Below are 15,633 nucleotides of genomic sequence, written 5' to 3' on the forward strand. Positions count from 1 at the left end.
CTCTTTTAATGGAGCAATACCCCTACTTTATAGTACCCATACACCCTATAAATAGCAGTATTGGTACTGCTTTTAGGGAGTATAGGGGTGTATAATGGGGTGGTTTGATCACTTTTATTGGGTATAAACTATTTAAAAAACGACTATTATGACAGACAACAATAAAAAACACAGCCTCGACAGGGGCGATCAGTACCCGCAGGTGGGGAATTTTATCAATTACCACATTTCGCAGCAGCTTGTAACCAAAGCAGATGTAGCCAGAGCACTGAACATACGCCCCAAAGGACTGACAGCCTATTGCAAAAGAGATACGCTGCAGTTTGCTGTTTTATGGAAACTAAGCCTGGCATTGAAACACAATTTTATCGCTCAATTGGGCGAATACCTGCCCTATCGTTTTGAAACCATTCGCGAAAAGGCACTAAAAGAAGAACTTGCTCAGAAAGAGGACATTATACAAAAAATGGAAATCCAGATGGAGACTATGAGGGAGTTGATTAAAAAATAAAACGAATTGAAATTGAGGAGAAATCAATTATATTTGGTTTTATAAAAAGTGTGTATTATATCACATTTATACACTCCCTTTTGGGTGACAGTGTCACACATATATTCTAGTTATGTGAAATTCTGCAGAAGTACTAAACAACAACTTATTATAATTAAATTAAAAAATAACATGGTTAATAAAAACCCCTATCTAAAAGATTCTCTTGTCTTTTTTAAAACCGTATCTACAGAATTAAAACCTATTTTAACGGAAAGTGAAATCATCAATTTAACAATGCATTTTTCATTTGGATTAGAAAGACTCCTAAAAGGGATTTTATATTCACTTAATCCAATTTATATACTCATGGTTCCCGAATTTAAAAATTCTCTACCCGTTTTTTATTCTTCAAAAATAATTAGTGAGGCAACAGGAACTAAAGAAGTTGCAGAAACTCCAAATGAAGATGTTATTACTTTCAGAAATTCTTTATTAAGAACTCAATTAATATCTAAAACGGCATATGACAATAAATCATTATTATTTACCATTTCAAACGCAAGAGACATAATCGCACATCATGAACTTTCAAAACTAGATTTTGAAAGTTTAAAAACACTTTTAATACGTGACTATTATCCTTTAATGAAAGCATTTTCAGAAGAATTGAATATAAAATCAACCTTAATCTTTCATGGAAAACACATACAAATGGCAAAAAATTCCAGTGCACTTCAAGATACAATTGAAAAACAAATTGAATTAAGATTTGAGGCACTAAAAGAAACATTTAAAATGCTAGAAAATAGACCCGGATATATACTAGACAAAGAGTGTCTAACTTTTGAAGCTTATAATAAAGGCAACAAGTTTTTAGTGAAATGTCCTTGTTGCAATAATGAAGCGTTAATATATTCAAAACCCATATATGAATACAATCAATATGAGAGAAGTGATATTAAAATAGGTAATGAAATAATAAAATTAAAATGTTTTTATTGTAAATTAGAAATTGAAGATTACAAGCAATTGGATTATTTAAAAATATCAATACCTACACCAGAAGATCAAGAAAAAATTAAAACTTGCATTAAGTGCCAACAAGCATTTACAAGTGACATAGAAATTAATATTTGTAACAATTGCAATAAAGAAGAATAAGAACTTCACATAACAGCTACAACGGATTTGGGCAATAGACTTAATGGAAAGTTGGTCTTGTATTTGAGATGATTTGGCAAATCCGAAAATAGGGCTTAATTTAGTCCCAAACCCGCTGTAGTGCCAGAACGTTGTGTGCAATTATCAAAAAAACAATACGGAAGTCATCAATTAAAACATATGAAAAAGACGATTCAGATTATAGGATTTTACTTTTTATTTTTCAACTTAACTGCTTTTAGCCAATCAGTTAAAATTGAAAAGGATTCACTTTGGACAATAGACGAAATTTCTAATATGTCTGTTTATTTATATCAAAAAGTCACAGATACATCAGGAATAGGTGGAACTGGAACAATAATTAATCATAATAAACGGTATTTTCTTTTGACCGCAAATCATGTCGCAAAGGAAATGAAAATAAATTCACAAATTGTTTTTCGCATAACAGGTGATAAACCCGTAATTTTTAATCTTTCCTTGTTTACTCCTAACCATAAAATTGATTGGATTAATCACAACGAAGCAGATTTATCTATTATTGAACTTTTACCTTTTAATAATGATGTTCAAAAACGATTTGATGAATCATCATTTTCATCAAAGTTTATATATAAAGGACATGATACTTTACCGAGAGATAATGATGTGACATTTTTTGGTTATCCATTACTTGATTTAGATCTTAAACATTTTTCATCGCTTAGTTTTACTGCATATCTTGCGAGTGGCTTAATTACCAATAAAAGATATGATACTAAATCAAAATGCACTTTTTATTATTTAGATCAACCGAGTATGCAAGGTGCAAGCGGTGGTGGCGTATTTTGTTCAGTTAAAAAAGCAATGTACATGGGGTCAGGGAGAACATTATTAATTGGAGTTGTTCACGGAACAGCTGGAGATAATACTGGCGGAAAATTAGCTGCAATTACGCCATCATTTTACATTTGGGATTTATTGAATAATTTAAATTAAACTGCACACAACAGCTACCCCGATAGCGCGGATTTGCAATCCGTGCCCACCACAATAAGCCACAATAGAAATCATATATAAACACAATCCACATTTATTTTGATATACGTTGTCGGCACGGATTGCAAATCCGCGCTATCGGTTGCCAAGACGTTATGGGCTAGTTTAAAAAGATTCACGTTTAAATGAACAATGAGAAAAGAAGAAAAAATCTATAAAATACTTGAATCAAAGCTTTCAACACTTGAAATGCAAGAGAAATATTTGAATCTTTTAAATTTTAAAATTGAGGAAAATCGAAAATCAATGGGTGGACTTGCAATAATAATGATTTTGCTTTTTTTAGCTTTTCCGTTATTAATTCAAACAAAGATTAGTGAAATTTCTGTTGGTCCATTTAAGCTTCTAGATAATACTTTTGCAATCTCTATAATTCCGTCAGTTTTTGCATTTTGTTATTATAAATATATAATGATTTGGGTTGATTTGTCGGAACAAAAAAATATCTACAAATGTTTGACTTCAAAAATATTTGATATTGAATATAAGTCATACTTAAATATAAGATTAAGATCATTTTCGCTTATCGACTCAATTGAAAACTATAACAATAATAACCAAAAGACAACTCCTTTTGGATGTCTTGTCGACCTAATTTATTTGCCCGTAATTATAGCAATAATACTGATGCCATATTTTTTTGAATATTATTGTGCAAATTTCCTATTTCATAAATATGGAATTAATTCTATTCTAAATTTTATTTTTTTCTTTTCGCCAATTGTACTAGGATTATGTACAATATCTATATTTTTTCAAGTTGGTAAAAAAGATATTTATGAATTGTAAAAGAAAACCCGATAGCGCGGATTTGCAATCCGTGCCCACCACAATAAGCCACAATAGAAATCATATATAAACACAATCCACATTTATTTTGATATAGGTTGTCAGCACGGATTACAAATCCGCGCTATCGGAACCTAATCTGCATCTAAGCTACTGACGAAAATCGAGCGGAATTAATTGCATCCAACGGGTTTTAGTATATTATAAAACATTAATTATGAGTGATATTCAAGATTTAAATATAAAAAAAGAAGTATTACCTATTTTTGATTATTCTCTAAATTCATTCACTAGAAATAAAATCCTTAATTTATTAGAAACATCTCTTATAAGCGAAAGTCAAATTATTGAACGGCAAGATATTCTTAAAAGTTTCATTACTAATATAGAGCTATTTAAAAAATATTCATATACTGTTCTGTATTTAAATGAAGTTCATTTTTTTCTAAATAATTTTAAAATCGAGCCGGTTGAAAGGAAATACCTTTTGTTTTTTAACCCTAGTACAGACGAGATATTATTGAACAATAAAATCCATCAATTAATATTGTTTTTCCATAGGCTTGAATCTATTTGCTTTTTAAGACTTAATTTAATAGATTTCCCTGAAACATATAGAACCGATTTAAAAAGAATTTTAACTTTTCTTTCTTTTTTCCAGTTAAATAAATATGAAAAAATTATTAAAGAGAAGAAGTGGAAAAATAAGGATAGTAAAGAAATAATAGCTATAATTTTAAAACTAAAGTCAGAAAATAGGATCGAAACTTTTTGGAAAGATCTTTTTTTGTTTGAAAGCTATTTATCTATTAGTAGAGCTATAGTCGATAAGAACTTTGTTTTCCCTACTTTTGAAAAAAACAGTATAACTCTTGCTGATTTTTATCATCCAATAATTAAAAATCCGACTAAATATAGCTTTACATCTTCCACTAATGTTATTATATTGAATGGACCAAACATGTCAGGAAAATCAACTTTCTTGAAATCTGTTAGCTTATGTGTATATTTAGGAAATCTTGGTTTTGGAATTCCAGCATCAACAGCGAAAATTCCATTTTGTACTGATTTTTCAATAGGAATTAGTAAGCGTGATGATATTTTAAGTGGTTACAGTCTTTTTATGACAGAAATCATGAGTCTTAAAAATATTCTTTTGAAAGCAGTCGAAGGAAAAAGATGTTTTGTTGTTTTTGATGAACTTTTTAGCGGAACAAATATTGAAGATGCCTTGGAAATATGCACCACCACAATAAATGGGGTTAGTTTTTATTCTAATTCATTTTTTTTTATTTCTACACACATTCAAGAACTAAAAAATCTTACTAGTACTAATATTTCAACTTATTATTTAGACTGTGAGATAATTAATAATACACCTACTTTTACATATAAACTAAAAAAAGGGTGGTCAGAAATTAAGGTTGGAAGAATTTTATTTGAAAAAGCAGGTTTAAATAAACTATTAAATTCTAAAATTTAATCTATAATTTAATTTGAATTCATTGTTGTCCGATAAAAAATTTCAGAAGGTTAATTTTTCTATATATTTAAGTGCTTAACTATTTTGTCACAACAATAGCTAACACACACTACAAGCAATTTGGGCAATTGGCTTAATGGAAAGTTGGTTTTGTATTTGGGATGATTTGGCAAATCCGATATCAGTGCCTATCGATGCCTCTTTTTAGGTTTTCCACAGACTGATGTTGCCAATCAAAACAAAAATATCATTATGAAAACGAATGCCCTAGCCCTGATGGGAATGGAAAGCCTTGTGAAGTAGCCTTGAATTTTTTCTTGATGTAAAAGAGCGACCAGAGGAAGCTTCTTTTATATCTTAGAAAAAAACAAGGATACAAACAAGCTTGAAATGACAGCAGGATTAGCTCCTTATTACATTTACGATGCCTAAACAAAAAACTCCCAAGTTGCCTTGAGAGTTTTTTTATGTAAATTTTTAAAAACTTATGAATTAGCTTCAGCAGCGATTAAATTCAATGCAGAACCTGCAACAAACCAACCAATTTGACTTGCATTATAAGTATGGTTGGCCAAGATGATATCTTTGCTTCCATCAGCGTGAACGAATTCAATACTTAATGGTTTTCCTGGAGCGAAATCAACCAAATCAGTGAAGTTGATCGTGTCATCTTCTTGAATTTTGTCATAATCAGCTTCGTTTGCAAATGTCAATCCTAACAAACCTTGTTTTTTAAGATTCGTTTCGTGGATACGGGCAAATGATTTAACCAATACCGCTTTTACACCCAAGAAACGAGGTTCCATAGCCGCATGCTCGCGAGAAGATCCTTCACCATAGTTGTGATCTCCTACAACAATAGAAGGTATTCCGGCTGCCTTGTAGGCACGCGCCACAGCAGGAACTGCATCATAAGCACCTGTCAATTGGTTTTTAACCGAATTTGCAGTTTGGTTGAATGCGTTTACAGCACCAATCAGCATATTATTTGAAATATTATCTAAATGCCCGCGGAAACGCAACCATGGCCCTGCCATAGAAATGTGGTCAGTAGTACATTTTCCGAAAGCTTTGATTAGTAATTTAGCACCTGTAATGTTTTTACCGTCCCATGGATCAAATGGAGCCAATAACTGTAAACGATCTGAAGTTTCGCTTACTACAATCTTAACGCTTGATCCATCTGCTGCCGGTGCTTGAAAACCTGCATCTTCAACAGCGAAACCTCTTTTTGGCAATTCGTCACCAAACGGAGCAGTCAATTTTACGGCTTCTCCATTATCGTTCATTAAAGTATCAGTCAATGGATTGAAATCCAATCTTCCTGAAATAGCCAATGCAGCCACCATTTCTGGTGAAGTTACAAAAGCGTGTGTATTTGGGTTACCGTCAGCTCTTTTGGAAAAGTTACGATTAAAAGAATGCACGATGGTATTTTTCTCTTGTTTGTCGGCGCCAGCTCTATCCCATTGCCCAATGCAAGGACCACAAGCGTTAGTAAACACCTTAGTTCCTAGTTTCTCAAAAGCAGCAATCATTCCATCTCTTTCGATAGTGTAACGAATTTGCTCTGAACCTGGATTGACTCCAAATTCTGCTTTTGGAGTAATTCCGTGCTCCACCGCCTGATTTACGATAGAGACCGCTCTAGCCATATCCTCATAAGATGAATTAGTACAGGAACCGATTAATCCCCATTCTACTTTTATTGGCCATCCGTTTGCAGCAGCTTCAGCTTTCATTTGAGAAACTGGAGTTCCGCGATCTGGAGTGAAAGGCCCGTTGATATGTGGCTCTAATTCTGATAAGTTAATTTCGATAAGTTGATCAAAATATTTTTCTGGATTAGCATATACTTCTGGATCAGCAGTCAAATAAGAAGCTACTTTATCGGCAGCATCTACCACATCCTGACGGTCTGTAGCCGCTAAATACCTACGCATAGAATCATCATAACCAAAAGTAGATGTTGTAGCACCAATTTCAGCTCCCATATTACAGATGGTTCCTTTTCCTGTACAAGACATGTTCAAAGCACCCTCGCCAAAATATTCTACTATAGCACCAGTCCCGCCTTTTACAGTAAGAATATCAGCCACTTTTAGGATAACGTCTTTTGGAGCTGTCCAACCCGATAATTTTCCGGTCAATTTCACTCCGATTAATTTAGGAAACTTCAATTCCCAAGACATTCCAGACATTACATCGACAGCGTCAGCACCACCAACACCGATAGCCAACATTCCCAATCCACCTGCATTAACAGTATGCGAATCGGTACCTATCATCATCCCACCAGGGAAAGCATAGTTTTCTAAAACAATTTGATGAATAATTCCAGATCCCGGTTTCCAGAAACCAATTCCATATTTATTAGAAACTGATGATAGAAAATCAAAAACTTCTTTAGATTGAGTATTTGCTACCGCTAAATCAGATTTAGCACCGTTTTTAGCTAAAATCAAGTGATCACAGTGAACCGTAGTTGGTACTGCGACTGTTTTCTTTCCTGCATGCATAAATTGCAGCAATGCCATTTGAGCCGTTGCATCTTGGCAAGCAACTCTATCAGGAGCAAAGTCAACATAATCAACTCCTCTTCCGTAAGCCTGCTTAGCAACACCATCCCAAAGGTGACTGTATAAAATTTTCTCCGTTAAAGTAAGCGGACGACCAACTATTTCACGTGCCGCATCAACACGAGTTTTCATGTTGTCGTACACTTTTTTAATCATTTCAATATCAAAAGCCATAGTATATAATTATTTTTGTTATTATATTTTGAACATTACAAGGTACAAAAAAATTGAGTACAAAAAAAAGCCTGAGTCTAATGACTCAGGCTTTTAAACTATAATTAACTAATTATGTAAATTATTTAACTAATAACTTATGTGAAGGTGCAAACTTAGTTAGGTTGATGCCTTCTACTGCAGTTTTATATTCTTCTATTGTTGGAGTTCTACCAAGGATTGTAGATAATACCACAACCGGTGTAGACGAAAGTAATGATTCTCCTTTTTTACCCTCAGTATCCTCAACAACTCTTCCTTGGAAAAGACGAGTAGATGTTGCCATTACAGTATCTCCTTTGGCAGCTTTTTCTTGATTACCCATACAAAGATTACAACCTGGACGCTCTAAGTACAACATGTTTTCGTATGAAGTACGTGCTGCAGCTTTAGGAACGTTATCGTCGAATTCGAAACCAGAGTATTTTTGCAAAATTTCCCAGTCACCTTCTGCTTTTAATTCATCAACAATATTATAAGTAGGAGGAGCTACAACTAGTGGCGCTTTAAACTCTACTTTACCTTCTTGCTCATCAATATTTTTAAGCATGTGCGCTAGAATTTTCATATCTCCCTTGTGAACCATACAAGAACCGATAAATCCAAGATCTACTTTTTTAACCCCTCCGTAGAAAGATAAAGGTCTGATGGTATCGTGAGTATATCTTTTAGAAACATCTGCATTATTAACATCTGGATCTGCAATCATTGGCTCAGCAATCACGTCAAGATCTACAACAACTTCAGCGTAATACTTAGCGTTTGCATCAGGTCTTAAAGCTGGTTTCTCACCTGATATAATCTCAGCGATTCTCTTATCAGCTATAGCGATCAATCCTTTAAGAACTTCATTTTTGTTATCCATTCCTTTGTCGATCATGATCTGAATTCTACCTTTCGCCATCTCTAGAGATTCAATCAAAGTATAATCTTCAGAAATACAGATAGAAGCTTTTGCTTTCATTTCTGCTGTCCAGTCCGTAAACGTAAACGCTTGATCCGCATTAAGAGTTCCTAAGTGAACCTCAATAATTCTTCCTTGGAATACATTCTCTCCACCAAATGTCTTAAGCATTTGAGCTTGTGTAGCATGAACCACATCACGGAAATCCATATACCCTTTCATATCTCCTTTGAAAGTTACTTTCACAGATTCTGGAATTGGCATTGAAGCTTCACCAGTAGCCAATGCAAGAGCAACAGTTCCTGAGTCAGCACCAAAAGCAACACCTTTAGACATTCTTGTATGAGAGTCACCACCAATGATGATAGCCCACTCGTTTACAGTAATATCATTAAGTACTTTGTGGATTACATCTGTCATTGAGTGATAAACGCCTTTCGGGTCACGAGCAGTGATCAAACCGAAGTCGTTCATAAATTTCATCAATCTAGGAATATTTGCTTTAGATTTATTATCCCATACTGAAGCTGTGTGACAACCTGATTGGTACGCACCATCAACAATTGGAGAAATCACAGTAGCAGCCATAGACTCTAACTCCTGAGAAGTCATCAAACCAGTTGTATCTTGTGAACCAACAATGTTTACGGTAACGCGAACATCAGAACCAGCGTGTAAAATTTTACCTGGAGTTGTTCCAACCGCATTTTTATTAAATATTTTCTCTACTGCTGTAAGACCTTGCCCTTCAATAGAAACCTCTTTTGACGGAGCATACACTGGGACAATAGGAATACCAAGAGTCTTTGATGCAAATGTTTGTAATTTTTTTCCAAATACAATAGCATAAGAACCTCCAGCTTTTATAAATTCAATTTTCTGAGGAGTAAACGCCTTAGAAATATCAATCAATTCTTTATCACCGTTATAAAGTTTCTTTGTTTTTGTATTGATAGTAAGAACAGTACCAGTAGCAACAGAGTAAACTTCTTCTAGAATAGGGTCGCCGCTTTCATTACGAACAACGTTACCATTTTCATCTAATTTTTTTACCCAGTTTTTAAGATCAAGACCAATACCACCAGTAACGTCAACAGTTGTTAGGAAAATTGGAGAAATACCGTTTGTTCCTGCAACGATTGGAGCAATATTAATAAATGGAACATAAGGACTTGCTTGTTTCCCACTCCAAAGTGCCACGTTATTTACACCTGACATTCTTGAAGAACCAACACCCATAGTACCTTTTTCAGCGATTAACATCACGCTCTTATCAGGATTCGCATCTGCTAACGCTTTAATTTCAGCTTGCGCTTCTGGAGAAATTAAACATTTTCCGTGAAGTTCACGATCTGAACGAGAGTGTGCTTGGTTTCCTGGAGAAAGCAAATCGGTTGAAATATCTCCTTCACCTGCAATAAAAGTAACTACCTTAATTTCTTCTGCTATTTCAGGTAATTTAGTAAAGAACTCAGCCTTAGCATAGCTCTCTAAAATATCTTTAGCAATTTCATTACCATTTTTAAATGCTGCTTCTAAACGATCTGTATCAGCCTCATAAAGAAAAACTTGTGTTTTCAAAACTTCAGCAGCTTCTTTAGCAATAGCAACATCATTACCTAAAGCTAAATCAAGTAATACCTTTATAGAAGTTCCACCTTTCATGTGTGCTAATAACTCTAAAGCAAAAGCAGGAGTAATTTCGGCAACTACTGATTGACCTAGAACGATTTCTTTTAAAAAATTAGCTTTTACATTAGCCGCAGGAGTAGTTCCAGGAACAACATTATAAATAAAGAATTTAAGAGAATCCTCTCTGTATTCGTTATTCAAATCTTTAATTTGTTCAATGATTTCGCTTAGCAATTCAGCACCATCAATTGGCTTCGGGTTAAGCCCTTGGTTTTTTCTTTCTTCAATCTCTTGAATGTAATCCTTATAAGTCATAACAGAAGTCTTTTATAGGTATTTTTATTTTTTTGTACGCAAATTTAGGAATTAAAGCTGATAATTAAAAAAAATTTAATGGATGTGCCATTTTTAAAAATTATTATTGCAAAATAAAAGATTTCAATACGTTAAAATGAGAAATAAGCATATTTAGGCTATCTAATTTACAAAATTCGTAATTTGAAATTCGGATTTTAACAAAACTAAAAACTATTGTTAAAACAAAAAGTGCTACATTCCTATTGGAACATAACACTTTTCAATAATTTCTTATTTTTCTCTTTTAAATCAGCTTATCAATTATCATTTCCTCAGAAATTCCTTCCGCATCGGCTTTATAGTTCTTAATGATTCGGTGTCTCAATATTCCAGTCGCAACTGCTTTTACATCTTCAATATCCGGAGAAAACTTACCATGAAAAGCAGCATTGGCTTTGGCCGCCAAAATTAAATTCTGAGATGCTCTCGGTCCTGCACCCCAATCCAAATAGTTTTTCACAAAACCATTGGAAAGCACATTATCAGGACGTGTTTTACTTACCAGTGTTACGGCATATTCGACAACATTATCAGCAACAGGAATTCGACGAATCAAATGCTGGAAATCAATAATTTCTTGAGCCGTAAACAATGCGTTTACTTTTGTATCAGAATCTGCAGTTGTGCGTTTCACCACTTGCACCTCTTCCTCAAAAGATGGATATTCCAGTTTAATGGCAAACATAAATCGGTCTAATTGGGCTTCTGGCAAAGGATAAGTTCCTTCTTGCTCAATTGGATTTTGAGTAGCCAATACAAAATAAGGCAAACTTAACTTATGGTTTGCGCCTGCAATAGTAACAGACCTTTCTTGCATCGCCTCCAATAAAGCAGCTTGTGTTTTGGGTGGAGTCCTATTGATTTCATCTGCCAAAATAATATTGGAAAATATAGGTCCCTTTATAAATTTAAACTGTCTGTTTTCATCTAATATTTCACTTCCTAATATATCTGATGGCATTAAATCTGGCGTAAATTGAATCCGTTTAAAATCCAGCCCTAAAGCCTGCGCCAATGTATTTACCAATAAAGTTTTAGCCAATCCCGGAACTCCAACCAACAAGGCATGACCTCCAGAAAAAATACAAAGCAAAATTTGATCTACAACCGCTTCTTGACCTACAATGATTTTGGCAATTTCTTTTTTTAATTCGTTACGCTTTTCAACTAAATTTTGTATCGCTGTTACATCCGACATTTTATATTTTTTTTTAAAATTAAAAAGAGTTAGCTCTATGAAAACATAAAACTAACTCTTTTTATTTATTTAATGAAAATTATTTTTTAACCCAGTTATTTACAAAATTACAATCCTTATATTCATCAACTATCTTAATGTAAGTATCCTTTATTTTGGTGTCAAACCATTTCCCAATCGCTTTAAATTGCTTTTCTTTTAAGGCCAAATCTTTAATTTTGATGTAATCTTTCGCATAATCAGCAGTATGTGAATCTATCCTATTAGTTACAATCATAATTTTATAATCTTTTTTCCCTTGAACATCTTCTAGAAACGGCATAGAAATTTCGTTATCTTTCAAATTAGAAACTTGACTATATATAGAAGGATCCATTTTGGTCAATTCAAAACGCGTGTCTTGTGTTTTAGGATTCACCAAAGTTCCACCATTAGCTCTTGTTTCTTTCTCATCCGACATTGTTCTTGCCGCTTCCGCAAAAGTAATTTCTTTATCCTCAATCTTCTTTCTTATCAAAGTAATTTTCTCTTTAGCCTCTTTCAAAGATTCTTGAGAGACTACTGGCGATATCAATATATGCCTCAATTCTATTTCCTGACCTTTAATCTTTTCTACGTAAATAATATGATATCCATAAATAGTTTCAAAAGGTTCTGAAATTTCACCCTCAGCAAGACTAAAAGCTACATCTTTAAACTCTTTCACAAAAGGTGTTTTACGTGTCATTTTATAATAACCCCCATTTTTACTGGATCCTGGATCTTCTGAATATAATACTGCTTTGGTAGCAAAACTCGATCCTTCAAGACATTCTTTTCTAAAACTATTCAGTTTATCAATTACCTTTTTCTTGTCCTCATCAGTAACCTTAGGTTTTACCACAATTTGGGCAACTTCTAATTCTGCTCCAAAAACCGGCAAATCCGCAGTTGGTATTTTTTTAAAAAATTCTCGAACTTCTTCTGGTGTTATTTCAACCTTTTCAACAATCTTTTTTGTCATTTCAGATGTAAGCTTCTGTTCTTTCAAGACATCAAAGAAATAGGTCCTAAACTCTTCCTCCGAATCCTTTTGATAGTATTTAACCAACTTATCCATTGATCCGATTTGCTCAAGCATATAATTCAATCTTTCATCCATCAACCCCTTTACCTCAGAATCACTAACTATGATACTATCCTGAACTGCTTGATGAGCATACAATTTTTGCTCTAACAAATTACCTAAAATTTGACATCTAGTTACATCTTTCGTAGAACCTCCAGAAGCTGTAATCTCCAAAAACCCTTTATCAATATCAGAATCCAGAATAATATAATCCCCAACAGTTGCCACAACTCCATCAATCTTAAGTTTTTTTCCAGAAGGAGCAGCCGGCTTAGCAACAGCAACAACACTATCTTTTATAATTTCTTGAGCATTTACAAAGGTTAAAGCAGAAAACAAAAGAAAAAAAGTCAACATAACTTTGTTGGTTATGGATTTCATTTGTACATTTTTTAAAGGCATTTTTTATATTTTATATTATTATTATTTTACATAGAGTCTGTTCCAAAAAAAACGCATCCTACTTAAACAGAACACTTTAAAACAAATCAAGTTTATTTACCTTAAGCTCCTCAGAATTAAAAGACATTAATTCAACAAAATACTTACAATTTCCGGAATTTAAACCGAACAAAAATAACAATTCGATTGCATTAAACAAGTTTCCTCAGTAGTATTAACAAAAAATTATTAAGTTCCTCAATGCGCATTTATCCATAGTTTCCAATTCAAAAATCAAATTCCACTTTAAAAAAGTAAAATTTTAAAAATTCTAATTAAACCTTTATAATGAACTACATTTTTTACTTCATTCATTATATGTTTTTTTGTTAAATTAACATTTATTGCTATTTGAAATATCAAATTAATATTTTAAATCAACTAAATTATATTTTATGTTTTTACCGATTTTTCAAAAAACATCTGATAAAATTAGAATCCCTAAAAACCAAATATGTAAAGCGCTAATTAATAATGTTTTACAATAATTTATAAACACTACATCGTTGTAGTTATCTTCTGAAGTAAAAAAATTACAAATCTTATTGTATTTTAAATACATTCGCTACGCTAAAAAGTTAATCTGATAATTTACAGTTAATTATAAAAAGAAAAATAGCTTAAAAATAAAACAGATTTTCATAAGCCAAAAATTTTATTAAACCCAAAAAAACCTATTACTAACCTTAAATTAACCAAATTATGAAGAAACCAATTTTTAAAATGTTTTTATTAACCGCTCTACTGGCGGGACTTTATTCGTGCAATTCATCGGATGAAGTTAGCAGCAAAAGTCCTGAAGCATCAACATTCAAGATAATAAATGTAACCACACACGATGGACGTCCTTTTAGCACTGGAAATACTAAAACATCTCTTACCGGAAAATATGTTGACAATCCTGGAGGAGGTGTAATGATGCAAGCCTTTTACTGGGATGTCCCTTCTGGAGGAAATTGGTGGAATACCGTCGGAACAAAAGTAACAGCTTGGGGAAACGCAGGTATTGGCTCAATCTGGCTACCGCCGGCATCTAAAGCTCAAAATGGAGCCTTCTCAATGGGATATGATCCTACCGATTATTTTGATTTTGGAGATTATAACCAAAATGGTTCTGTAGAAACTCGTTTTGGTTCAAAAACTGAATTAGTCAATTTAATTACAAAAGCTCATGCCGAAAACATGAAAGTGTATGCCGACATTGTTATTAACCACAACAGCGGAGGAGCTTCTGAAAGCAATCCATTTACAGGAACTAACACGTGGACAAATTTCACAGGGATAGCTTCTGGAAAATTCAAAAGAACCTATGCTGATTTTTACAAAAATTCCTTCGGTAATAACGATGAAGGTGCATTTGGAGGATTTCCAGATTTATGCCATGCCGCGCCAAATGTGCAAGATTGGCTTTGGAAAAGAACAGACGGTGTAGGTAAATATTACAAAAACACCATGAAATTTGACGGTTGGAGATTTGACTATGTTAAAGGTTTCGGTTCATGGGTAGTAAGAGACTGGAATGCCAATGTTGGTGGATTTTCTGTTGGAGAATTGTGGGATTCCAACGTAAACATTTTGAATGACTGGGCAAACAACGCAAACAGTTCAGTATTCGATTTTGCTTGTTATTATAAAATGAACGACGCTTTTGATGGAAATAATCTAAACCTATTAACTGACGATATGATGTGGAAAAGAAATCCATATAAAGCAGTCACTTTTGTAACCAATCACGATACAGATGAAATTTGGGCCAAAGAATTAGCTTATGCCTACATTCTTACACACGAAGGTTACCCAACAATTTTTTATAGAGATTATGAAGAATGGCTTAATAAAGCAAAATTGAATAATCTTATCTGGATTCACAACAACAAAGCAACAGGAAACACTTCAATATTATATGCTGATAACGACGAATATATCGCCCGAAGAAATGGTTATAATGGCAATCCTGGATTAGTAGTTTACATTAATAATTCTACAGCTACCTTGGAAAGATGGATTCAAACTAATTGGAGTTCAAAACAAATCAAAGACTTTACAGGGAATTCTACTTGGTATCCTACAACTCAAGGAGATCAATGGGTAAAAATACAATGCCCTCCAAAAAGCTATACTGTTTGGTCACTGAACATCTAATACTGATTATTTACAAATTAAAGCTATCCAATACGGGTAGCTTTTTTTGTTTTTTTTTAGAACAATCACAATAATGAGCATATAACTACCTCTTT

Annotated in this window: 10 protein-coding genes; 6 read left to right on the plus strand and 4 right to left on the minus strand. The window is 33.3% G+C overall.

Annotation, left to right across the window (positions count from 1 at the left end; genetic code table 11):
- Positions 1 to 148: 148 nt before the first annotated feature.
- The 5 genes from DOS84_RS16560 (at position 149) to DOS84_RS16580 (ending at position 4,964) form a co-directional block, all read left to right on the plus strand.
- Positions 149 to 511 carry a hypothetical protein gene (locus tag DOS84_RS16560; RefSeq protein ID WP_111411225.1) on the plus strand — a complete coding sequence of 121 codons (363 nt, stop codon included), beginning with the start codon at positions 149 to 151 and terminating at the stop codon, positions 509 to 511.
- Positions 512 to 682: 171 nt separating this feature from the next.
- The gene (locus tag DOS84_RS16565) at positions 683 to 1,654 is read left to right on the plus strand and encodes a hypothetical protein (protein ID WP_111411226.1); all 972 of its coding nucleotides are present in this window, start codon (positions 683 to 685) and stop codon (positions 1,652 to 1,654) included.
- 180 nt (positions 1,655 to 1,834) lie between these two features.
- Positions 1,835 to 2,632 carry a S1 family serine peptidase gene (locus tag DOS84_RS16570; protein ID WP_111411227.1) on the plus strand — a complete coding sequence of 266 codons (798 nt, stop codon included), beginning with the start codon at positions 1,835 to 1,837 and terminating at the stop codon, positions 2,630 to 2,632.
- Between the two features lie 192 nt (positions 2,633 to 2,824).
- Positions 2,825 to 3,481: a hypothetical protein gene (locus DOS84_RS16575; protein WP_111411228.1), complete on the plus strand. Its 657-nt coding sequence runs from the start codon at positions 2,825 to 2,827 to the stop codon at positions 3,479 to 3,481.
- A gap of 217 nt (positions 3,482 to 3,698) precedes the next feature.
- Positions 3,699 to 4,964 carry a MutS-related protein gene (locus DOS84_RS16580; protein ID WP_111411229.1) on the plus strand — a complete coding sequence of 422 codons (1,266 nt, stop codon included), beginning with the start codon at positions 3,699 to 3,701 and terminating at the stop codon, positions 4,962 to 4,964.
- 485 nt (positions 4,965 to 5,449) lie between these two features.
- On the opposite strand, the gene DOS84_RS16585 is transcribed toward DOS84_RS16580, so the two are convergent.
- From DOS84_RS16585 to DOS84_RS16600, 4 genes are all read right to left on the minus strand, one after another.
- On the minus strand, positions 5,450 to 7,717 hold the full coding sequence (locus DOS84_RS16585; protein WP_111411230.1) for an aconitate hydratase: 2,268 nt from the start codon (positions 7,715 to 7,717) through the stop codon (positions 5,450 to 5,452).
- A 121-nt stretch (positions 7,718 to 7,838) separates the two neighbouring features.
- Entirely contained in the window at positions 7,839 to 10,607 is a 2,769-nt protein-coding gene (locus DOS84_RS16590) for a bifunctional aconitate hydratase 2/2-methylisocitrate dehydratase (RefSeq protein ID WP_111411231.1), read from the minus strand.
- Between the two features lie 286 nt (positions 10,608 to 10,893).
- Positions 10,894 to 11,847, minus strand: coding sequence for an AAA family ATPase (locus tag DOS84_RS16595; RefSeq protein WP_111411232.1), 954 nt, complete (start codon positions 11,845 to 11,847; stop codon positions 10,894 to 10,896).
- A gap of 79 nt (positions 11,848 to 11,926) precedes the next feature.
- The gene (locus tag DOS84_RS16600; protein ID WP_111411233.1) at positions 11,927 to 13,357 is read right to left on the minus strand and encodes a peptidylprolyl isomerase; all 1,431 of its coding nucleotides are present in this window, start codon (positions 13,355 to 13,357) and stop codon (positions 11,927 to 11,929) included.
- Positions 13,358 to 14,098: 741 nt separating this feature from the next.
- Here DOS84_RS16600 and DOS84_RS16605 point away from each other — a divergent pair.
- Positions 14,099 to 15,538, plus strand: coding sequence for an alpha-amylase (locus DOS84_RS16605; protein ID WP_111411234.1), 1,440 nt, complete (start codon positions 14,099 to 14,101; stop codon positions 15,536 to 15,538).
- Positions 15,539 to 15,633: the final 95 nt, after the last annotated feature.

The organism is Flavobacterium aquariorum (genome assembly GCF_003254745.1).
GTDB classification, from domain to species: Bacteria; Bacteroidota; Bacteroidia; order Flavobacteriales; family Flavobacteriaceae; genus Flavobacterium; species Flavobacterium aquariorum.

Coding starts and splice junctions, on each gene's coding strand:
- DOS84_RS16560 (WP_111411225.1), top strand. CDS start 149: ATGACAGACAACAATAAAAAACACAGCCTCGACAGGGGCGATCAGTAC.
- DOS84_RS16565 (WP_111411226.1), top strand. CDS start 683: ATGGTTAATAAAAACCCCTATCTAAAAGATTCTCTTGTCTTTTTTAAA.
- DOS84_RS16570 (WP_111411227.1), top strand. CDS start 1,835: ATGAAAAAGACGATTCAGATTATAGGATTTTACTTTTTATTTTTCAAC.
- DOS84_RS16575 (WP_111411228.1), top strand. CDS start 2,825: ATGAGAAAAGAAGAAAAAATCTATAAAATACTTGAATCAAAGCTTTCA.
- DOS84_RS16580 (WP_111411229.1), top strand. CDS start 3,699: ATGAGTGATATTCAAGATTTAAATATAAAAAAAGAAGTATTACCTATT.
- DOS84_RS16585 (WP_111411230.1), bottom strand. CDS start 7,717: ATGGCTTTTGATATTGAAATGATTAAAAAAGTGTACGACAACATGAAA.
- DOS84_RS16590 (WP_111411231.1), bottom strand. CDS start 10,607: ATGACTTATAAGGATTACATTCAAGAGATTGAAGAAAGAAAAAACCAA.
- DOS84_RS16595 (WP_111411232.1), bottom strand. CDS start 11,847: ATGTCGGATGTAACAGCGATACAAAATTTAGTTGAAAAGCGTAACGAA.
- DOS84_RS16600 (WP_111411233.1), bottom strand. CDS start 13,357: ATGCCTTTAAAAAATGTACAAATGAAATCCATAACCAACAAAGTTATG.
- DOS84_RS16605 (WP_111411234.1), top strand. CDS start 14,099: ATGAAGAAACCAATTTTTAAAATGTTTTTATTAACCGCTCTACTGGCG.